This is a genomic window from Roseomonas sp. TAS13, from assembly GCF_001950415.1.
In the GTDB taxonomy this organism is placed as follows: domain Bacteria; phylum Pseudomonadota; class Alphaproteobacteria; order Acetobacterales; family Acetobacteraceae; genus Roseomonas; species Roseomonas mucosa.
Genome location: NZ_BDLP01000023.1, coordinates 1 through 20,740, shown reverse-complemented (window position 1 = coordinate 20,740; position 20,740 = coordinate 1). Strand labels below are relative to the sequence as shown.

Sequence of the window (20,740 nt, the reverse complement as noted above, 5' to 3'; positions counted from 1 at the left end):
GTGTTCTCGATCTCGGCGCCCTTCATCCGGCGGCCCATCGCCACCTTCCTGCTGGCGGTGGGAATGATGCTGGCGGGCGTCGTGGCCTTCGTGAAGCTGCCGGTCTCGGCCATGCCGCGCGTGGACCTGCCCACCATCTTCGTGCAGGTGAACCAGCCCGGCGCCAATCCGGAGACGCTGGCGGCGACGGTGATCGCGCCGCTGGAGCGGCAGATCGGCGCGGTGGCGGGGATCACGGAGATGACCTCCTTCTCCTCCACCGGCACCGGCAACATCATCATCCAGTTCGACATCAGCCGGACGCAGGAAAGCGCCGCGCGCGACGTGCAGGCCGCCGTGAACGCGGCGCGGCAGGACCTGCCATCCGGCCTGCCCAACCCGCCCACCGTGCGCAAGATCAACCCGGCGGATGCGCCGGTGCTGATCCTGGCGCTGACCTCGGACACGCTGACGCAGAGCGCGCTCTACGACGTGGCGGACAGCATCGTGGCGCAGCGCCTGTCGCAGGTGGACGGGGTGGCGCAGGTGCAGGTAGGGGGCGCCGACCAGCCGGCGGTGCGCGTCGCGGTGAACCCGGACGCCATCGCCGCGGCGGGCGTGTCGCTGGAGGATGTGCGCACCGCGCTGGGCAACGCCAATGTCACCCAGGCCAACGGACTGATCGACGGGCCGGAGCAGGCGGCCTCGATCGGGCTGAACAGCCGCCTGCTGCGGGCGCGGGACTTCCAGACGCTGATCGTCAAGGCGACGGACAAGGGCGTGGTGCGGCTTTCCGCCATCGCCCGGGTCACCGACGGCAGCCGCAACCGGCGGCAGGCGGGCTTCTTCGACAGCCGGCCCTCGGTGCTGCTGCAGGTGTACAAGCAGGCCGATGCCAATGTGATTGACGTGGTGGACGGCGTGCGGGCCATGGAGCCGCAGCTGCTGCGCTGGATGCCGGGCGGCGTCCAGGTCAACGTGCAGAGCGACCGTTCCGGCACCATCCGCGCCAGTGTGGAGGAGGTGGAGTTCACGCTGCTGCTCTCCATCGGGCTGGTGATCGGTGTGGTGGCGGTCTTCCTGCGGCGGCTTTCCTCGATCCTGGCGGCCAGCGCGGCGGTGCCGCTGTCGCTGCTGGCCACGCTGGTGGTGATGTGGTTCCTCGGCTACTCGCTGAACAACTTCTCGCTGATGGCGCTGACCATCGCGGTCGGCTTCGTGGTGGACGATGCCATCGTGATGATCGAGAACGTGTCCCGCCTGCGCGAACGCGGGATGGGGCCGGTCGAGGCGGCGCTGGAGGGGGCGCGGGAGATCGGCTTCACCATCGTCTCCATCACCGTCTCGCTGGTGGCGGTCTTCCTGCCGCTGCTGGCCATGGGCGGCGTGGTCGGGCGCATCTTCCGGGAATTCTCGGTGACGCTGGCGGTGGCGGTGCTGGTCTCGGGCGTGCTGTCGCTGACGCTGACGCCCATGATCACGGCGCATTTCGGCGGGACAAGGCCGGAACGGCCGCCGGGCCGCCTGGCGCGGGGCTTCGAGCGGACGCTGGACGCGGTGGTCGGCTTCTACCTGCGGACGCTGCGCGTGGTGCTGCATTTCCGGCGCACCGCGCTGCTGGCCACGCTCTGCTTCGTGGTGCTGACCGTCTGGCTCTACACGGTGGTGCCCAAGAGCTTCTTCCCGGAACAGGACACCGGGCTGATCCAGGGCTTCAGCCAGGCCGCGCCCGACACCTCCTTCGACCGGATGATGGGTTTGCAGCAGCGGGTGGGCGAGATCATCGCGGCGGACCCGGCGGTGGCCAGCATCGGCACCACCATCGGCACCGGCTTCAACGGCGGCACCAATTCGGGTTCGATCTATATCCAGCTCAAGCCGCGCGAGGAGCGTGGCGTGACCGCCGCCCAGGTGATCGACCGGCTGCGCGCGCCGCTGAGCCATATTCCCGGCGTGAACGTCTTCATGCGGTCGCAGCAGGACCTCTTCATCGGCGGCCGGGGCGGCAACGCGCAGTATTCCTACGTGATGCTGGGCACGGATATCGGGGAGCTGCGCGACTGGACCGAGAAGATGGTCCGCAAGCTGCGCACGGTGCCGGGCATCACCGACGTGTCCTCGGACCAGGAGAGCGCGGGGCTGGTGGAGCGCCTGATCATCGACCGCGACGCCGCGGCCCGGCTGGGCGTGGGGGTGGAGGATATCAGCGCCGCCTTCAACAACGCCTTCGCGCAGCGCCAGGTCTCCACCATCTACATGTCGCGCAACCAGTACCGCGTGGTGCTGGAGGTCACCCCGTCCCTGCAACAGAGCGCGACGCAGTTCGACCGTGTCTTCGTGCCCGGGCGCGACGGGCCGGTGCCGCTGCTGGCCGTGGCGAAGGTGCGGCGGGAGACCGCGCCGCTGCGCGTGACGCACCGCAGCCAGTTCCCGGCCACCACCATCACCTTCAACCTCGCCGAAGGCGTCTCGCTGAGCCAGGCGCAGGAGCTGGTTGCGCAGGCGGAGCGGGAGATCATGCTGCCCGCCGGCATCCGCACCCAGTATGGCGGCAATGCCGCGGCCTTCCAGGATTTCGAGGGCTCGCAGCCGCTGCTGATCCTGGCGGCGCTGCTCTCGATCTACATCGTGCTGGGCGTGCTCTACGAGAGCTATGTCCACCCGCTGACCATCCTCTCGACCCTGCCCACGGCGGGGCTGGGCGCGCTGCTGGCGCTGCTGGCCACCGGCACCTCCTTCAGCGTCGTGGCGCTGATCGGCGTGATCCTGCTGATGGGTATCGTGAAGAAGAACGCCATCATGCTGGTGGATTTCGCGCTGTCGCATGAGCGCGAGGAAGGCGCGTCGAGCGAGGAATCCATCCTGGCCGCCTGTCGCGACCGCTTCCGGCCGATCCTGATGACGACGCTGGCCGCGCTGTTCGGCGCGCTGCCGCTGGCGCTGGGCAGCGGGGTGGGGGCGGAGCTGCGGCAGCCGCTCGGCATCTCCATCATCGGCGGGCTGGTCATGTCGCAGCTGCTGACGCTCTACACCACGCCGGTGATCTACCTGGCGCTCGACCGCTGGCGCCTGCGCGGGCGGCGCGATCCGGGGCCGGCACGGCTGGAGCCGGCGGAGTAGGGCCCCGGCGTGGCACTTTCGGGAGGCCATCCACGAAGCGTTTCGACCGGAGGCCGGGGGTGGATGGTGGCTGGGCTGCGTCCCGCGGGATAGGCGGGTCCTCCGGACAGGGAGCATGATCGTTTGACAGAGGGAGCGGCTTTCCGGCTCCCTGTCCAGCGGATCGCTGCCTCGTGAGACCTGTCATGCCCGGATGCCGCCCTGTCCCCCCGCCATTCCTCTGCGCCGGATGCCCCGGACGATGAGGATCTGCGTCCTGGGGGCCGGAATCGCCGGCCTGGCGGCCGCCTATCACCTCGGGCGGGACGGGCATGAGGTCACGGTGCTCGACCGCGAGGCCGGGCCGGGGCTGGGCACCAGCAAGGCGAATGGCGGGCAGCTCAGCTATTCCTATGTCGCGCCGCTGGCGGCGCCGGGGGTGGCGCGCAAGGGCATGCACTGGATCCTCGACGGCGAGGCGCCGCTGCGGCTGAAGCCGCAGGCCGACCCCCGGCTCTGGCGCTGGCTGAAGGCCTTCCTGCGGGCCTCGCGGCGCGAGGTGTTCGAGCAGGGCACGCGCGAGATGCTGGCGCTGGCCTATCACAGCCGCGGCGTCCTCGATGCGATGATGGCGCGCGACCCGCTGGAATTCTCCTGGCGGCAGAACGGCAAGCTGGTGGTGTTCCGCGACGAGGGCGACCTGCGCGGCGCGGCCTCGCTGGTGGCGTATCAGGCGCAGTACGGCGCGAAACAGCAGGTGCTGGATGCGCGCGAATGCCTGGCGCTGGAGCCGGCGCTGCGCGACACGGCCGACAGGCTGGCGGGCGGCGTCTTCACGCCGGACGAGGCGGTGGGCGATGCGCACGGCTTCTGCGAGGCGCTGCGCGGCGTGCTGCGGGGCTGGCCGAACATCCGCTTCCGCTTCAACCATCCGGTGACGGCCCTGCGCCTGTCGAACGGCGCGGTGGCCGCAGCGGAAAGCCCGGCGGGGCTGGTGGAAGCGGATGCCTTCGTCCTGTCCTCCGGAATCGGGGCGCTGTCGCTGGCCGAGCCGCTGGGGCTGATGCTGCCGCTCTATCCGCTCAAGGGCTACAGCCTGACGGTGCCGGTGCGGGCGGGCGACCTGCCGCCGGAGGTCAGCATCACCGATGCGCATCACAAGGTGGTCTATGCGCTGCTGGACCGGGCGGTGGAGGGAGCCGAGGGGCGGCTGCGCGTGGCGGGGATGGTGGATCTCGTCGGCTTCGCCACGGATCTGGTGCAGCGGCGGCTCGGCACGCTGACGCGGCAGGCGCGCGAGGTCTTCCCCGCCGCCGCCGACTGGCCGCGCGCGCAGCCCTGGGCGGGCCTGCGCCCCGCGACGCCGGACTGGAAGCCGATCCTGGGGCCGAGCGGGATCGATGGGCTCTGGCTCAACCTTGGCCATGGCGGGCTGGGCTTCACCATCGGCTGCGGCACGGGCGAATTGCTGGCGGCGATGATCGCAGGGCGGGAGACGGGGATCCCGGTGGAGCCCTATGCGATGGGGCGGGTGACGCGGACCGCCCAGGCGGCCTGATGTCCGGGACCCGCGTCTTCGCGCGGGTGAGGGCCGGGCTGGAGCGCCGCGGGTGTGATGCCCCGGCCCTGCCGGTGCGGCGGATTTCGCGGGCGGGGCGCTACGGTCCCGCCACGACCAGCGACAGCACGAGAAGGTAGTGGCTGGCCGCCGCCGCCAGGACCATGGCGTGCCAGAGCGCGTTGTGGAAGGGCAGGCGGTGCGCGAGGTGGAAGGCCACGCCGCCCGTGTAGAGCAGCGCCCCGAGGCCCAGCGCGCCGAGCTGCCAGGCCGAGAGCGCGCGGATGAGCGGTGGGAGCGCGATCAGGCCCACCCAGCCGAGGATGAGATAGAGGGCGAGGCCCAGGCCCTCGTGGCGCCCCGGAGCCAGGAGCTTCAGGGCCACGCCGCCGGCGGCGCCGGTCCAGACCATGGCGAGGAGGGCGATGCTCCATCCGCCGCCGAGGGAGAGGGCCATGACGGGCGTGTAGGTGCCGGCGATCAGCAGGTGGATGGCGGCATGGTCGAAGCGGCGGAGGCGCTGCCGGAGCCGGCCGGGCGGCGCCATGTTGTAGGCGGCCGAACAGGCGAAGCTCGCGCCCAGGCCCAGCAGATAGGGGGTGACGGCGGCGAGGGCGAGCCAGCCGGGGCGCGCGATGGCGGCGCCCAGCAGGTGGATGCCACCGGCCAGGACGGCGGCGAGGCCCAGGAGATGGACGCCGCCATCCGCGATGCGTTCGCGTCTGGAAAAGGACAGCGCGGGGGACGCCCCGGCCAGGGCGTCCCGCGCCGGATGCATCAACCGCCGCGGATCAGCGGCGGGACTTGCCGCGCTCGATCTCACGTTCCAGGGCGCTGCGCTCGGTCTGGCCGGAGCGGCGGGCGATCTCACGCACGATGGCCGGGGAAACGCGGTGGCGCTTGGCCAGATAGGCGATGGTGTCCTCCAGGCCCTCAGGCGGGGCGGCCGGCTCCGCGGCGGGTTTGGGCTTCGGCTTGGTCTGCTGGGACACGGGACTGCACCTGGAAGGGAGGAAGAGGGGAAAGGCGAAGCGGAACCGTCAGGCGGGCATGGTGTTCCGGCCGAGGACGCTGGTCGGGCTCAGGCGCATCTCGCTCTCGCGCACGACACGTTCCTGGCCGTCCTGGCCCTGGCGGACGCGGTACTCGCGGTCCGGCGAATCATTCGGCAGGAGGCGGGTGATGGTGTAGCGGCCTCGTGCCTCGTGCGGATTGAAGAGATGGGGAACCAGCTCGACCTCGTCGCCGATCTGGAAACGGTGGTTGGCCATGGGCTTTCCTTCCGGGCTGTGGAGCCTGCCGCAGGATGTCCGGACGGTCCCCGCAGGGGCCGGTCCGGTATCCGGACGGGCCATGCCCGCCGGTCGCGGGGAGGGGAGACCCCTCCCCGACACGTCACGCCGCGCGGATGTTGCCGGCGGAGACGCGGCCTTCGCGGCCCTGCACGAGCTCGTACTCGAGCTTGTCGCCCTCGCGGGGCTCCTGGAGGCCGGCGCGCTGCACGTCGGAGACATGAAGGAAAACGTCCTTCGAGCCGTCATCCGGCTGGATGAAGCCGAAGCCCTTGGTGCTGTTGAACCACTTGACGGTGCCTGAGGCCATGATGGGTGTTCCGTTTCCGAAAGGCCGGGGCGCGACATGCGCACCGGATCGGCATCGAGGGGAACGGACACCGAGCTCGACGCTCGGAGGAGCAAGGAGAACAGGCCGGCACGACGAGACTGACCGGAGGAACATGGGCGCCCGGAACGGGATTTGCAAGTGACGAGGGGGCGCGAGGGGGCGCGAGGCTGCCGGTGCCGCCATGCGTCCAAAGGGGGAGAGGTGAGGCCATGCCCTCACGGACGCCGTGCGGGCCGCGGGCTCAGGCGATCTCCCGGACCAGCTTGGCGCGCAGCGCGCGGGCGAAGTCGGCGCGGGATTCCGCGGCCATGACGAAGGCGCCAGGTCCGGCGATGACGGTGGCTTCATAGGTCTGGCGCAGGCCGGGGTGGTCGCCCTCGATGGCCAGGGCGTTGATCATGATGCCCCGGGCCTCGGCCGCCTGCCGTGCTTCCTCGAGGGGGCGCAGGCTGCGCATGTCGGGGGCATCGCCGGAAACGTCGATCACCTTCTCGTCGGCCCGCCAGGGCGCGGCGGCCAGCAGGCCGGTGGAATGCTCCACCGCGTCGCCGATGGCGTTCCAGGATTGCGGCGACCGCGGCGCGGCCATCACGGCGCCCGCCATGGCCTGGGCGGCGGCGGCGCCGTCGATGCGGTGCCAGCCCACCACCGTGGCCGCGCCGCCCGGGGCGCCCCATTCCACCAGGGCGATGCCGATGGCGCCGAGCGGTCCGGAACCGATCGCGGCCAGCACATCGGGATGGGTGATGGCCTGGGCGCAGCCCTCGCGCTGCAGGCGGAACTCGTCGGCATCGATGCTGCCGGATGCGTCGATGGCCAGGACCAGCAGCAGGTCGATCACCCGTCCCTCGGCCCGCGCGGGCGTCGCGGCGGCAAGGGCTGCGGGGAGAAGAAGGGCGTCGCGGCGGCGCCAGCCAGGGCGGGCGGCACCGGGGCGGGCGGCACCGGGGCGAGGGGGTGAAGGGTGGTCCGTCATGCCGCGCGCCTCCGGATGGGTCCGGAGAGAGGTTTGGAGGCGGGCGGGGGATGTCAACCGGGGTGGCGGCGGCCTCGGAGGAAGGCCCTGCCTTCCCCCGAACCCCCATCCGCCAGGACCCTGGGGGTCCTGGACCTCCCCTTCCTTGGCGCTTGTTGCAGGCCGGATCGCGCCGCGGGAGGCGGAGCCCCGCCCGGGACGGGGCAGCGCCGGATCAACCCGCCGTGGCCGGCTCCGCATTGGCGCGGGTCAGGCGCGTGAGCATGGCGGCGACCAGCGGCATGCCGATGCGGTTCGGGTCCGTCATCAGCGATTCCGGGTGGAACTGCACCGCCGCGATGGGCAGGCGCCTGTGCTCCACGGCCATGACGACGCCATCCTCGGTCTCGGCGGTAACGGCGATCTCCTCCGGCAGCACCAGCCGGCGCGCGTGCAGCGAGTGGTATCGTCCCACGGCGAACTCCTCCGGCAGGTCCTGGAGGAAGCGGCTGTCCTTGCGGTGGATCAGCGAGGGCTTGCCATGCATGGGCCGCTCCAGAACGTCCAGCGCGCCGCCGAAATGCTCGACGATACCCTGCAAGCCGAGGCAGACGCCGAAGGCGGGCAGCCTGCGTTCCACCAGCAGGTCCAGCGTCTCGGTCATCGCGAAATCCGACGGGCGGCCCGGGCCGGGGGACAGCACCACGAGGTCGATGCCGTCGGCACCCTCGCGCAGCCGTTCCCGCGCCAGTTCGGGGCGCATCGTCGTGACCTCGGCCCCGGCGGCGCGGAAATAGCTGGCCAGGGTGTGCACGAAGCTGTCCTCGTGATCGACCAGCAGCACGCGCGGGCTGTGGCCCAGCAGCTCGGCCGGGGCCGGGCGCTGCGGCGGGGCGGCGGGGGCGGCGCCCTTGATGGCGGCGAACATGGCGCTGGCCTTGAGGTGGCACTCGGCCTCCTCGGCCGCCGGGTCGCTGTCGTGCAGCAGCGTGGCGCCGGCCCGCACCTCGGCCACGCCGTCCTTCAGGCGGATGGTGCGCAGCGTCAGGCCGGTGTTCATGTTGCCGTCGAAGGTGATGCGCCCGATGGCGCCGCCATACCAGCGGCGGGCGGAACGCTCCTCGTTCTCGACATGACGGATCGCCCAGGTCTTGGGCGCGCCGGTGACGGTGACGGCCCAGGCATGGGACAGGAAGCCGTCCAGCGCGTCCATCTCCGGCAGCAGCTCGCCCTCCACATGGTCCACCGTATGGATCAGGCGGGAATACATCTCGATCTGGCGGCGGCCGATGACCTTGACGCTGCCGGGCACGCAGACACGCGACTTGTCGTTGCGGTCCACGTCGGTGCACATGGTCAGCTCGCTCTCCTCCTTGCGGGAATTGAGCAGGGTGCGGATGTTCTCGGCATCCTCCAGCGCGTCGCGGCCGCGCCTGATCGTGCCGCTGATCGGGCAGGTCTCGATGCGCCTGCCCTCGACGCGCACGAACATCTCGGGGCTGGCGGCGACCAGGAACTCGCCCTCGCCGAGATTCATCAGCGCGCCATAGGGGGCGGGGTTCACGCGGCGCAGCCGGTCGAAGAGCTCGCTCGGCGCATCGGCGCAGGGGGTGGCGAAGGTCTGGCCGAGGACCACCTCGAACAGGTCGCCGCGGGCGAAGGCCTCGCGCGCGCGCTCGACCATCGCGGCATATTCGCCGGGGCCGTAGTCGCTGCGGATCTCGCCGTCCTTCTCCGTGCCGGGACGGCAGGGGTCGGCGGGCGTCTCGCGCGGCAGGCCCTCGGTGGCGGCGCCTTCCACGGTGAACTCGTAGCGGTGGCGCTCGGCGGTGCCACGCATGTGGTCCACCACCAGCACCTCGTCCGGCAGGAAGAGGACGAGGTCGCGCTGGTCCGCGGCGCGGGGCAGGCGGAGCTTCATCGGCTCGAACTGGAAGACCAGGTCGTAGCCGAAGGCGCCGTAGAGGCCGAGATGCTCGTCCTCGCGCGCGCGGAACAGCTCGCCCAGGCGGCGCAGCACGGAGAAGACGGAGGGCTGGCGGGAGCGCTGCTCCTCCGGGAAGCGGCCTTCCGGCTCGCGCAGGCGGAGGAAAAGGCGGGTCGCGGAGGCCTCCGCCTCCCCGGCCTCCGCCATGCCGCGCAGGGCGGGGGCGATGGCGCGCAGCAGGGTCTCGCCACGCGCGTTGAGCGCCGTGACGGTGACCTCCCGCCCCCGGGCGGTGAGCATCACCGGCGGGTCGGCGAAGCCCATGTCCAGGCGCGTGTAGCGGCCGGGGAACTCGAAGGAGGAGGAGAGCAGCACGCCGCGCTGGCGGTCGAGGCGCTTCGCCAGGTCCGGCATCAGCGTCGCGGCATCGGCGGCGAGGGTTTCCCGCCGGACGGTCAACCCGCCTTCGGTGCGGTAGCTTGTCTGGGACATCGTGGACGCCTGCATCTCGACTCCGGGGTGGCTGGGCGGCCTCGGGGTCCGGGAAGGCTGGCAGGGGATATGAGAAAGGCCGCCCGGATCTCCGAGGCGGCCTTGAAACGTGGGAACGCGCGGGCCGCCTGTTCTACAGGGGCCACCACCAGCGGCTGGAGGGTTCGCGCGTGATCATGGCGGATTAGGTAGCCCGTGGTGCGGGGCGGTGCAAGGGGTGTTCCAGGCGGATGGGGCGGCCGCGACCGGCCGTGGACGGGGCGCCGCGGGCCCGAAGGCGGAAGGCCCCCCGGGGAAAGGCGCCACCTCCCCCGGGGGTGCCCGTGCCCGGTCAGGCCGTCTTCAGCCAGGACTCCACGCGGTCCTTGTGGCCGGCGATGTAGTTCGCCACCGCCTTGTCGTAGCTGGTCTCCTGCGCGTCCAGCATGGCCTTCTGCAGCTCGTCCAGCGGCAGGTTCATGCGGGTGAGCAGGCTGGTGACGCCGGGGCTCTGCTCCTTCAGCCCCTTGCGGGCGATGGCATAGACGCTTTCCACGCCACCCATGGCCTTCTCCGGATCGGCGAGGTAGCGGAGGTCGTACTTGCCGAACATCCAGTGCGGGCTCCAGGCCGTCGCCACCACCCACTTCTTGCGGCGCATGGAGCGCTCGATCATCGAGATCATCGCCGCCTCGCTGGATTCCTGCAGCCGGTACATGTCGTCGAGGCCGTAGGTCTTCAGCGCCTCCCGCGACACGCGGGTGAGGCCGGCGCCGGGCTCGATGCCCTGGACGATGCCGCCGAGCTTCTCCCGCACCTCGCCGCTCTTGAGGTCGGCGAAGGAGTTCAGCTCCTCCTTGGGGACATAGTCGGGGACCACCCAGCCCAGCCTGGCATCGGTGTAGAGCACGCCGAGGCGGTCCACCTTGCCCTCGATGCGCTTCCAGTAGTCGGCATGGGTCTCGGGCAGCCAGAGTTGCAGCATGGCGTCCACGTCGCCGCGGGTGATGCCCTGGTAGAGCGGGGCGATATCGCTCTGCATCAGCACCGCCTCGACGTTCAGGCGGTCCTGCATCAGCTTCGCCGCCAGCTTGGTGACGAATTCCGCATCGGCCCAGGGGGCGTAGCCGAGGGTGACCTTCTGCCGCGCCTGCGCCAGGGCCGGGCGGGCGAGGGTGCCGGTGAGCAGCGTGCCGCCCGCGGCGGCGGTGAGGGTGAGGAGGTTGCGCCGGTTCAGCATGGGGCGTCTTCCTTTCTGCGGTTCGTGTGTGGCGGTCAGTGGCTGGCCAGGCGGGCGGCGGTGCCGCCCTGCTTCGCCTCATCCTCGCCCTGGGTCTTGCGCGCGAAGAGAGCGCGCAGGCCGGGGACCAGGGCGGGGCGCTTCTGGCCGAAGCTCTGGGTGATGCGGTCGAGCAGCACGGCCAGGATCACGACGGCGAGGCCGCCCTCGAAGCCGGTGCCGACATCGAGGCGCTGGATGCCGGTGAGCACGGTGTTGCCCAACCCGCCCGCGCCGATCATCGAGGCGATCACCACCATCGACAGCGACAGCATGATCGTCTGGTTGATGCCGGCCATGATGGAGGGCAGCGCGTTCGGGAGCTGCACCTTCATCAGCAGCTGGCCCGGCGTGCAGCCGAAGGCGAGGCCCGCCTCGATGAACTCGCTGTTCACCTGGCGCAGGCCCAGATTGGTCAGGCGCACGACCGGCGGCATGGCGAAGATCACCGTGGCGATCGTGCCGGGCACGGCGCCGAGGCCGAAGAACATGGCGGCCGGGATCAGGTAGACGAAGGCCGGCATGGTCTGCATCAGGTCGAGCACGGGGCGGACCACCAGGGCCACGGCCTCGCTGCGCGCCATGGCGATGCCGAGCGGCACGCCGACCACGATGGCGATGACGGTGGCGGAGAGGACGAGGGAGAGGGTCTCCATCGTGCGCTCCCAGAGATCCATGCCGAGGACCACGAAAAGGGCTGCCACGGCGAAGAGGGCGAACTTCCAGCCCACGCGCCAGAGGGCGAGGAGCACGATCACCGCCACGGCGGCCAGCGGCGGGACGCCGGTCAGGGCCGCCTTGATGGTGCCGGTGACGAAGCCGATCACCATGGCGATGCCGTCGAGGAAAGGCATGAAGTGGTCGAGGATGTAGTTGACGACGGTGTCGGCGGCTTCGCCGATGCCGAGATGCATGTTCATGGAACGGGTTCCGGTGCTGTGGGCCCGAGGGGGCGCGGGAAGGTCCGCGGTAGGGCGCCGCGGAGGCCTCGCCTCAGGCGGCGCGGTCCAGGGTCATCAGCAGGGCGGACTTGCTGATGGAGCCGATGTAGCGCCGCTGCGCGTCGATCACGGGCACGGGCCAGGGGCTCTGCGCGACGCGGCCGAGCACGTCGGACAGCGTCTGGTCGGCGTCGATCGGCTCGATCTCGGACAGGAAGGCGCGATGATAGGGGTCCGCCTCGCCGCTGCGGGCGGCGCGGGCGAGGGATTCCGCGCTGACCATGCCGTGGTAACGGCGGTCGCGCCCCACCACGATGGCGACGTCGCGGTCGTGCCGGCGCATGCGCTCCAGCGCCGCCGGAACGGCGAGGCCCTTGCGCTCGATCAGCACGACCTGCGCGTCGCGCGCCACGTCGCCGGCGCGGAAGACCTGCGACACGTCCACGTTGCGGAAGAAGGAGCGGACATAGTCGTTGGCCGGGTTGGTCACGATCTCGTCCGGCGTGCCGACCTGCACCACGTTGCCGTGCTGCATGATGGCGATGCGGTCGCCGATGCGCATGGCCTCGTCGAGGTCGTGGCTGACGAAGATGATGGTGCGGCTGTGCTCGGACTGCAGGCGCAGAAGCTCGTCCTGCATCTCCGTGCGGATCAGCGGGTCGAGGGCCGAGAAGGCCTCGTCCATCAGCAGCACGGTCGGCTCGCTCGCCAGCGCGCGGGCGAGGCCGACGCGCTGCTTCATGCCGCCCGAAAGCTGGTCGGGGCGGCTCTGGGCATAGGCGGCGAGGCCCACACCCTCCAGCGCCGCCATGGCCTTGGCATGGCGCTCCGCCTCGGCCACGCCCGCGACCTCCAGCCCGAAGGCGGCGTTGTCGAGCACCGTGCGGTTGGGCAGCAGGGCGAAGGACTGGAAGACCATGCTCATGTCGCGGCGGCGCAGCTCGGTCAGCTCGCGCTTCGACATGCGGGTGATGTCCTGGCCCTCCACCAGGATGGCGCCGGAGGTCGGCTCGATCAGGCGGTTGAGCAGGCGCAGCAGGGTGGACTTGCCGGAGCCGGAAAGGCCCATGATCACGAAGATCTCGCCGGCCATGATGTCGAAGTTCGCGCCGTTGACGCCCAGCGTGCAGCCGGTCTCGGCGTGGATCTCGTCCTTGCCCTTGCCCTGGCGCACCATCTCCATGGCGCGGTCGGGATGGTCGCCGAAGACCTTGTAGACATCGCGCAGGGCGATCTTCACCTGCGGCTCGGTGGCCGTGTCTGCGGTGGTCATCGCCAGTGGGGAACCGGTCGCGGACATCCCGGGGGATGTCGCGGTCGTCGCCGTATCCATATGCCTCTCCCAGTTGGCCATCCGCCCTGGGATGGCACTCACCTCCATGCGAGCGGCCGCCGGCAGGCACGGCCGCTATGAGCACAGAACGGGCGGAAAGTTCCTTGTCGGACCCTTCTGCCCCGAAAATGACACAATGATGTGCCGCTGCCGTAAATAAGCTCGATCGCGATGTAGAATGGATGAACTGGATTGTCCACACCTAACGGCACAGACATGCGCTATGTGGGAAGCAATCCGGAAAGATGATTACCTGCGCATGGCCAGGAGTTAGGGGCCGAGTCCATCGGCGGCAGGGCGAATTATTCTTGTGGCGCCCTGGGATATGCTCGGTGTGCGAAGGCTTTTCCTGCTTGGCTTCCGCGCGGAGGAAAGGATTGACTGATCCGGTTCTGGGACACCCTATCACGATATTGTAACCTCGTGAAACAGCGCGCGCAGATTGCCGAATCGGGTTCACTCTTCACCGCGAAATGACCATCCATTCGCCAGCCCTCCGGCTGGAATCTTCTGGAAAATGGCCTCGTTTCCGCCCAGATCAGGGATAGCCGGACCGCCGCTTTCCAGGACGGGCCCGGTGGCGGGCAGACCGATCGATGGAGCACGGCGCCACAAGCAGCGATGGGCCCTGGCAGGAGTCCTGACCCGGCCCGGTCACTCTCTGGACCGCCTCGGCCACGTGCCCCTCCCATGGTTCCCGCCGGGCCCATGCATTCGGGAGGGTAGAGAGAATGGTGAGGAATCCGTCCGCGGCCGCCGGCACCATGGGGGTGCCCGCGCGTCCCGTCATCCGCCGCATCGGCTATGACGACCTGCGCGCCGTGCTGTCCGAAGGATGGCGGGATTTCCGGGAAACACCGACCCAGCTGGTCTTCCTGGGCGTGATCTACCCACTGGTCGGCTTCGTCGCCGCCCGCGCGGCCTTCGGCTACGAGCTGCTGCCGCTGCTCTTCCCCATGCTGGCGGGCATCAGCCTGCTCGGCCCTGTCGCTGCGCTGGGGCTCTATGAGATCAGCCGCCGCCGCGAGCGTGGCGAGCCGGCCTCCTGGGTGAACGCCTTCGACGTGCTGCGCTCGCCCTCGCTCTTCTCCATCGCGGCGCTGGGCGTGGTGCTCTTCGCCATCTTCGTCGCCTGGCTCTTCGTGGCCAAGGCCATCTATGTCGCCACGCTGGGCGCCGCCCCGCCGGACTCGATGGGCGAGTTCCTGCGCGACGTGCTGCGGACGCGCGAGGGGCGCAGCATGATCCTGCTCGGCAACGGCGCGGGCTTCTTCTTCGCCCTGCTGGTGCTGAGCATCTCGGCGGTGTCCTTCCCGCTCCTGCTGGACCGCGGCGTCGGCGTGGCGGAGGCGGTGCGCGCCTCGATGCGGGCCATGGCCACCAATCCGGGGCCGATGCTCGGCTGGGGCCTGGCCGTGGCGGTGCTTCTGGTCCTGGGCTCGCTGCCCTGCTTCGTCGGGCTGGCCGTGGTCATGCCCGTCCTGGGCCACGCCACCTGGCACCTGTACCGGCGCCTCGTGGCATGAGGGGAGGCGGCCGGGGCCCCGCGCCCCGGCCGGCCGTCAGGCGGCCTCGGGCAGGGTCGCCATGTCGATCACGAAGCGGTACTTCACGTCGGACCGGATCATGCGCTCATAGGCGGTGTTGATCTCGTCCATGCGGATCATCTCGATGTCCGAGGTGATGCCGTGCTCGCCGCAGAAATCCAGCATCTCCTGCGTTTCCGCGATGCCGCCGATCAGCGAGCCGGCGAAGCTGCGGCGCTTGAAGATCAGGCTGAACACGGCGACCGGCAGGGGCTGCTCCGGCGCGCCCACCTGCACCAGCGTGCCGTCGCGCTTCAGCAGGCCGAGATAGGCGTTGATGTCGTGCTGGGCTGCCACGGCGTCGAGGATGAAGTCGAAGCTGTTGGCCTCCCTGGCCATCGCCGCCTCGTCCCGTGACAGCACCACCTCGTGCGCGCCGAGGCGCAGCGCGTCCTCGACCTTGCTGGCGGAGGTGGTGAAGAGCACGACATGCGCGCCGAAGGCCCGTGCGAACTTCACCGCCATGTGGCCGAGTCCGCCCAGGCCGACGATGCCGACGCGCTGGCCGGGGCCGACCTTCCAGTGCCGCAGCGGGGAATAGGTGGTGATGCCGGCGCAGAGCAGCGGCGCCACCGCGGCGAGGTCCAGCTTCTCCGGCACCTTCAGCACGAAGGCCTGGTCCACCACCACGGCGCGGGAATAGCCGCCGAAGGTATGGCCGCCGCCGTGCCTGTCGTCGCCGTTATAGGTGCCGACGAAGCCGCGCTCGCAGTACTGCTCCAGCCCTTCCTGGCAGCTCGCGCATTCGCGGCAGGAATCGACCATGCAGCCGACGCCGGCGAGGTCACCCACCTTGAAGCGAGTCACGGCATCGCCGACCGCCGCGACGCGGCCGACGATCTCATGGCCGGGCACGCAGGGATAAAGGGTGTTGTGCCACTCGTTGCGGGCTTGGTGCAGGTCGGAGTGGCAGACGCCGCAATAGAGGATGTCGATCCGCACATCCGTCGGGCCGGGATCGCGGCGCTCGAAGGTGAAGGGGGCGAGCGGTGCCGTGGCCGCTTCCGCGGCATAGCCGGTGCAGGTGAACATGCGGATGTCCTCGCACGAAGAAGGCAGGGGAAAGGATCGCGGCCGCCCTCGTGGGTGGCGCGGAGGAAAAGGCGGCAAAAGAGCGCGTGCGGGGAACTTGGCGATGGGAAGGGGTTTTGGCCAGATCTCCCGGCGCCCGGATGGGAGGGGGAGGCGGGCTGATCAAGGGAAGGTGATGGGCGGCGGAGCCTTCCTCCCAAAGGGCGGCGAACAGGCGAAGGGCCGCCCCGGTGCGGGGGCGGCCCTGGCGTTGTGGAGGAGACGCCCGTTCAGGCGAACTGGTTCATCGTGTTGTGGGCGCCGCTGGCCTTGAGCGCGGCCTCGCCGGCGAAGTACTCCTTGTGCTCGTCGCCGATATCGGAGCCCGCCATGTTCTGGTGGCGGACGCAGGCGACGCCGCGGCGGATCTCCTGCCGCTGCACGTCCAGCACGTAGCCGAGCATGCCCTGCTCGCCGAAATACTTCTGCGACAGCGTGTCGGTGGACAGCGCGGCCGTGTGATAGGTCGGCAGCGTGATCAGGTGATGGAAGATGCCGGCGCGCTTCGAGGCATCGGCCTGGAAGCTGCGGATGCGGGCATCCGCCTCCTCCGCCAGATCGCTCCCGTCATAGTCCACGCTCATCAGCTTCGCGCGGTCATAGGCGGAAACGTCGCGGCCTTCCTCCTTCCAGGCATCATAGACCTGCTGGCGGAAGCTCAGCGTCCAATTGAAGGAAGGCGAGTTGTTGTACACCAGCTTGGCGTTCGGCACGACCTCGCGCACCCGGTCCATCATGCTGGCGATCTGCTCGACATGCGGCTTCTCGGTCTCGATCCAGAGCAGGTCGGCGCCGTTCTGCAGCGAGGTGATGCTGTCCAGCACGCAACGGTCCGCGCCGGTGCCAGGGCGGAACTGATAAAGGTTGCTGGGCAGGCGCTTCGGGCGCAGCAGCCTGCCCTCGCGGCGGATCAGCACGTCGCCGTCCTTCGCCTGCCCGGCGGTGATCTCCTCGCAGTCCAGGAAGGCGTTGTACTGGTCGCCGAGATCGCCCGGCTCGCGGCTATAGGCGATCTGCTTGGTCAGGCCGGCGCCGAGCGAGTCCGTGCGGGTGACGATGATGCCCTCCGGCACGCCGAGCTCCAGGAAGGCGTAGCGGATGGCGCGGATCTTCTGGATGAAGTCCTCGTGCGGCACCGTCACCTTGCCGTCCTGGTGGCCGCACTGCTTCTCGTCGGAAACCTGGTTCTCGATCTGCAGCGCGCAGGCGCCCGCCTCGATCATCTTCTTCGCCAGGAGATAGGTCGCCTCGGCATTGCCGAAGCCCGCGTCGATATCGGCGATGATCGGCACCACATGCGTCTGGTGGCTTTCCGCCCTGGCCAGCAGCTCCGCCGCCTTCGCCTGGTCGCCCGCGGCCTGGGCCTTGTCATAGGCGCGGAACAGGTCGTTCACCTCGCGCGAGTCCGCTTGGCGCAGGAAGGTGTAGATCTCCTCGATCAGCGCGGGGACGCTGGTCTTCTCGTGCATCGACTGGTCGGGCAGGGGGCCGAATTCCGAGCGCAGCGCCGCCACCATCCAGCCGGAGAGGTAGATGTAGCGCCGCTCCGTGCCGCCGAAATGCTTCTTCACCGCGATCATCTGCTGCTGGGCGATGAAGCCGTGCCAGGCGCCGAGCGACTGGGTGTAGAGCGCCGGGTCCCTGTCATAGGCCGCCATGTCGGCGCGCATGATGCCGGCGGTATAGCGCGCGATGTCGAGGCCGGTGCGGAAGCGGTTCTGCAGGCGCATGCGGGCGGCGGATTCAGGGCTGATCGCGTCCCAGGTGCCGTGCCGGCTCTCCACCAGCTTGCCGATCTGCTCGACATCGTCGCGATAGGCGGAGGCGCCGCCACGCGGGCCCGGGAAGCCGCCGCTCAGTCCATCCGGTGCGTGGTTCGGGAAGGGCATGTCTCTGTTCCTGCTGTCGTGAAGGCGTCTGCCGTGGTGGCCGTGGCGCGGCCCGGAAGGGTCAGCTGTAGTGGAGGTCGTCGTGCACGGCGCTGCTGGGCGTGCGCACGCTGGCCGCGTCGGCCACCAGGCGCTCGGGCCGCAGGCCCACCGGCCCTTCCTCACGACGATCGTTCGCCCAGTCGTGGTTGTGCACCAGGCCGTCGTCATAGGTGTTCTCGTCCCGCGGCTGCGCGGACGCCGCGTCGCTGGCCGGCAGGTTCCGCGACTGGGTCACGGCGGGGATGGTCTGGGTCTTGGTGGTGATGAACATGGCTTCGGTCTCCCTCTGATCTGAGAACGACTTCTCGTCGGACATAGAACGTCCGTCTCGCCTCGGAGGGAACACCGGATTTACATCCGGCCTTGTAAAGCTGTTACATGATTTACTGCTGATTTATTCAATGAGTAAACCCTGTAAAGAAATGCACTTCTTGGCCGGGAGGTATGGCCGGATGCCGGAGAGTGGCTGCGGCCGGTTCCGGAATGGTGCGGGGCAGCACGGAATCCGCGTTGACGCCACCAGCCATCGCCATCCATCCTGTTCGCGGAATGTTGAGCCGACTCCTCCCCGTTGCGCGACAAGCGCTGCAAGCACAGCCGGTCACGGCCTGTGCCGAGGGGATGCGTGTGACCTGTCCGGGCCCCGGCCCGGCACAGGGCGGTGGCCGGAGACGATCCGCCTCCTAAGGACCCGACATCCGCAACCCTCAGCAGGCCCCGCCGACATCATGTCGCGGGGCTTTTTCTTTGCCTTCGCCGAACGGGAGTTCCGCGTGGAACCGAGCATCCCCCTTGCCCTTTTCCTTAAGGCTGCAGGCTTCGGCCTGGCCGTCGCCGCGCCGGTCGGGCCGATGAGCCTGCTCTGCATGCGACGCTGCCTGGGGCAAGGCTGGCAGGCCGGGCTCGCCACGGGGGCGGGGATCGCGCTGGGCGATGCGTGCTACGCTCTGGTGGCGGCGTTGGGGCTTTCCGGCTTGTCGGGCTTCCTGCTGGCACAGGAGAAGCCGCTGCACCTCGCCGCCGGGCTGTTCCTGCTCTATCTCGGCCTGCGAAGCTGGTGCCGCCGCCCCGCCGAGACCGCGCCCGGGGCGGTGCAGGCGCGCTCCTGGCCCGCGCTGGCGAGCGCCTTCCTGCTGACGCTCACCAACCCGCCCACGATCCTGATGTTCGCGGCGATCTTCACTGCCCTGGCGCCGCGCAACGGATTCGACATGGCCACGGCCGTCCTCACCGTGCTGGGCGTCTTCGCCGGCTCGATGCTCTGGTGGTGCGGGCTGGTCGCAGCACTCACCCGCCTGCACCACCTCCTCACCCCGCGCGCCCGCCTCTGGATCGACCGCCTCGCCGGCCTCGTCCTGGCCGGCTTCGGCCTCGCCACCCTGCGTCGGGGTTTCTGAAAGGATCAGGCCGGGGCCAGAGGGGCTCTGCCCCTCTGGACACCCCGCCAAGGGACGTTAGTCCCTTGGAACCCTGTGAGCGCTCCGCGAGGAGGGGGATGGTTCCGCCGTTTCGCCAGATGGCGACGGGTGTCCTGTCCCCCCTCCTCGCGGAGCGCTCATGGCGGGGTCTCGGGGGGATACTATCCCCCTGAGCGGCCCCTCCTTCAACAAAGGGTCCGGGAGGCAGAGCCTCCCGGAGCGCCGCGTCCGATCCCCTCAGAGCGCCGACAGGATGGCGTGGCAGACGCGGTCGGCCTGGGATTCGTCGAGATAGGGGTGCATCGGCAGGCTGAGGATGCGGGTGCAGAGGTCCTCGCTGACCGGCAGGGCGCCGCCGGCGTGGTGGCCGCGATAGGCCGGCTGGTGATGCAGAGGCAGCGGGTAGTAGATGCCCGTGGGCACCCCGGCGGCCTTGCAGGCCTCCTGGACGCGGGGGCGGTCGGCGGCCTCCGGCAGGGTGATGGAATAGAGGCCCCAGGCGCTCCCGGCACCGGGGCGCTGGGCCTGGGTCTGCACACGGTTGCCCAGGCGTTCCGCATACCAGCCGGCGATACGGGCGCGGCTGCGGAGTTCCTCCTCGAAAAGCGGCAGCTTGCAGAGCAGGATGGCGGCCTGGATCGTGTCGAGGCGGCCGTTCATGCCGGTGCGCAGCACCTCGTAGCGCTGCTTGCCCTCGCCATGGGTGCGCAGCGAGCGGTACAGCTCGGCCTTCTCGTCGCTGTCGGTCAGGATGGCGCCGCCATCGCCGTAGCAGCCCAGCGTCTTGGTCGGATAGAAGCTGAGCGCCACCGCCCCGCCCCAGCGGCCCAGGCGCTTGCCGTCGAGGCTGGCGCCGAAGGCCTGGGCGGCGTCGTCGAGGGCGAACATGCCTTCCTCGGCGCAGATCGCCTCGATGGCCGGCCAGTCGGCGGGCAGGCCGAAGAGGTCCACGCCCACCACGGCGCGCGGGCGCAGCTTGCCTTCCGCCTTCACCGTGGCGATGCGGCGCTTCAGGTCGGCGATGTCGATGTTGAAGCTCCGCGGGTCCACGTCCACGAAGACGGGGGTGGCGCCGAGCACCAGCGGCACCTCGGCGGTGGCGGTGTAGGTGAAGGCGGGCAGAAAGACCGCGTCGCCGCGGCCGATGCCCTCGGCCATCATGGCGATCTGCAAGGCGTCGGTGCCGGAGGAGACGCCGACCGCGTGCCGGCAGCCGGCGAAGGCGGCGAGCTGCTTCTCCAGCTCGTCCACTTCGGGGCCCTGCACGAAGCGGCCGGAATCCAGCACCGAGGCGATGCGGCGGTCCAGCTCGCCGCGGATCAGCGCCTGCTGCGCCTTCATGTCGAAGAGGGCGATGGGGCGGGGGGAGGACTCGGAAGCGGCGGTCATGGCATTCCAGCTGGCTGGGGACCCGGCCCGGTGGCCCGGCCCCGTTCGGGGAGTGCGGGCCCGCCCCGGTGCCGCCGGGGGCGGCAGGGGCTGGCCCTATGCGGGGACGATGTAGGCCCCGCCGCCCCCGGGGGCCAAGTCACCCTTCGTATCGCCCGGCAATCTTGCTCCCGGCGTCCG

General features: G+C 70.1%; 17 protein-coding genes. 4 read left to right on the top strand and 13 right to left on the bottom strand.

Going from position 1 to position 20,740, the window contains the following annotated elements; translation table 11 throughout:
* On the top strand, positions 1-3,099 hold the full coding sequence (locus ROTAS13_RS03865) for an efflux RND transporter permease subunit (protein ID WP_075821588.1): 3,099 nt from the start codon (positions 1-3) through the stop codon (positions 3,097-3,099).
* Positions 3,100-3,340: 241 nt separating this feature from the next.
* Positions 3,341-4,636 carry a D-amino acid dehydrogenase gene (locus ROTAS13_RS03860; RefSeq protein ID WP_075821587.1) on the top strand — a complete coding sequence of 432 codons (1,296 nt, stop codon included), beginning with the start codon at positions 3,341-3,343 and terminating at the stop codon, positions 4,634-4,636.
* A 100-nt stretch (positions 4,637-4,736) separates the two neighbouring features.
* Here ROTAS13_RS03860 and ROTAS13_RS03855 read toward each other — a convergent pair whose 3' ends face one another.
* The 9 genes from ROTAS13_RS03855 to proV all read right to left on the bottom strand — a co-directional run bounded on the left by ROTAS13_RS03855 (position 4,737) and on the right by proV (position 13,105).
* A complete protein-coding gene (locus ROTAS13_RS03855; RefSeq protein WP_075821597.1) occupies positions 4,737-5,414 on the bottom strand; it encodes a PAQR family membrane homeostasis protein TrhA in 678 nt (225 codons plus the stop codon).
* A gap of 13 nt (positions 5,415-5,427) precedes the next feature.
* Positions 5,428-5,628 (bottom strand): hypothetical protein, encoded by a 201-nt coding sequence (locus ROTAS13_RS03850; protein WP_019461092.1) that lies wholly within the window; start codon positions 5,626-5,628, stop codon positions 5,428-5,430.
* Positions 5,629-5,676: 48 nt separating this feature from the next.
* The gene (locus ROTAS13_RS03845; protein WP_019461093.1) at positions 5,677-5,907 is read right to left on the bottom strand and encodes a hypothetical protein; all 231 of its coding nucleotides are present in this window, start codon (positions 5,905-5,907) and stop codon (positions 5,677-5,679) included.
* A 124-nt stretch (positions 5,908-6,031) separates the two neighbouring features.
* Positions 6,032-6,238 carry a cold-shock protein gene (locus tag ROTAS13_RS03840; RefSeq protein ID WP_019461094.1) on the bottom strand — a complete coding sequence of 69 codons (207 nt, stop codon included), beginning with the start codon at positions 6,236-6,238 and terminating at the stop codon, positions 6,032-6,034.
* Between the two features lie 262 nt (positions 6,239-6,500).
* A complete protein-coding gene (locus ROTAS13_RS03835; protein WP_252571766.1) occupies positions 6,501-7,235 on the bottom strand; it encodes a DUF1194 domain-containing protein in 735 nt (244 codons plus the stop codon).
* Between the two features lie 214 nt (positions 7,236-7,449).
* Positions 7,450-9,648: an anthranilate synthase component I gene (locus ROTAS13_RS03830; protein ID WP_083755394.1), complete on the bottom strand. Its 2,199-nt coding sequence runs from the start codon at positions 9,646-9,648 to the stop codon at positions 7,450-7,452.
* 316 nt (positions 9,649-9,964) lie between these two features.
* Positions 9,965-10,852 (bottom strand): glycine betaine ABC transporter substrate-binding protein, encoded by an 888-nt coding sequence (locus ROTAS13_RS03825; RefSeq protein ID WP_019461097.1) that lies wholly within the window; start codon positions 10,850-10,852, stop codon positions 9,965-9,967.
* A gap of 35 nt (positions 10,853-10,887) precedes the next feature.
* Positions 10,888-11,811: a proline/glycine betaine ABC transporter permease gene (locus ROTAS13_RS03820; RefSeq protein ID WP_075821585.1), complete on the bottom strand. Its 924-nt coding sequence runs from the start codon at positions 11,809-11,811 to the stop codon at positions 10,888-10,890.
* A gap of 73 nt (positions 11,812-11,884) precedes the next feature.
* Positions 11,885-13,105 (bottom strand): glycine betaine/L-proline ABC transporter ATP-binding protein ProV, encoded by a 1,221-nt coding sequence (gene proV, locus ROTAS13_RS03815; RefSeq protein WP_075821595.1) that lies wholly within the window; start codon positions 13,103-13,105, stop codon positions 11,885-11,887.
* A gap of 791 nt (positions 13,106-13,896) precedes the next feature.
* Here proV and ROTAS13_RS03810 point away from each other — a divergent pair.
* The gene (locus ROTAS13_RS03810) at positions 13,897-14,691 is read left to right on the top strand and encodes a DUF2189 domain-containing protein (protein ID WP_253187628.1); all 795 of its coding nucleotides are present in this window, start codon (positions 13,897-13,899) and stop codon (positions 14,689-14,691) included.
* Positions 14,692-14,727: 36 nt separating this feature from the next.
* Here the strand turns inward: ROTAS13_RS03810 and ROTAS13_RS03805 are convergent, their stop codons facing one another.
* The 3 genes from ROTAS13_RS03805 to ROTAS13_RS03795 all read right to left on the bottom strand — a co-directional run bounded on the left by ROTAS13_RS03805 (position 14,728) and on the right by ROTAS13_RS03795 (position 18,024).
* Complete coding sequence (locus ROTAS13_RS03805; protein WP_058389834.1) at positions 14,728-15,783, bottom strand: NAD(P)-dependent alcohol dehydrogenase; 1,056 nt, start codon at positions 15,781-15,783, stop codon at positions 14,728-14,730.
* A 269-nt stretch (positions 15,784-16,052) separates the two neighbouring features.
* Complete coding sequence (locus tag ROTAS13_RS03800) at positions 16,053-17,711, bottom strand: isocitrate lyase (RefSeq protein ID WP_019461102.1); 1,659 nt, start codon at positions 17,709-17,711, stop codon at positions 16,053-16,055.
* A gap of 61 nt (positions 17,712-17,772) precedes the next feature.
* Positions 17,773-18,024 carry a hypothetical protein gene (locus tag ROTAS13_RS03795; protein ID WP_075821584.1) on the bottom strand — a complete coding sequence of 84 codons (252 nt, stop codon included), beginning with the start codon at positions 18,022-18,024 and terminating at the stop codon, positions 17,773-17,775.
* A gap of 457 nt (positions 18,025-18,481) precedes the next feature.
* On the opposite strand from ROTAS13_RS03795, the gene ROTAS13_RS03790 reads away from it, so the two are divergent.
* The gene (locus ROTAS13_RS03790) at positions 18,482-19,150 is read left to right on the top strand and encodes a LysE family translocator (protein ID WP_083755392.1); all 669 of its coding nucleotides are present in this window, start codon (positions 18,482-18,484) and stop codon (positions 19,148-19,150) included.
* Between the two features lie 258 nt (positions 19,151-19,408).
* Here the strand turns inward: ROTAS13_RS03790 and ROTAS13_RS03785 are convergent, their stop codons facing one another.
* Positions 19,409-20,560 (bottom strand): DegT/DnrJ/EryC1/StrS aminotransferase family protein, encoded by a 1,152-nt coding sequence (locus ROTAS13_RS03785; protein ID WP_075821583.1) that lies wholly within the window; start codon positions 20,558-20,560, stop codon positions 19,409-19,411.
* Between the last annotated feature and the right edge of the window lie 180 nt (positions 20,561-20,740).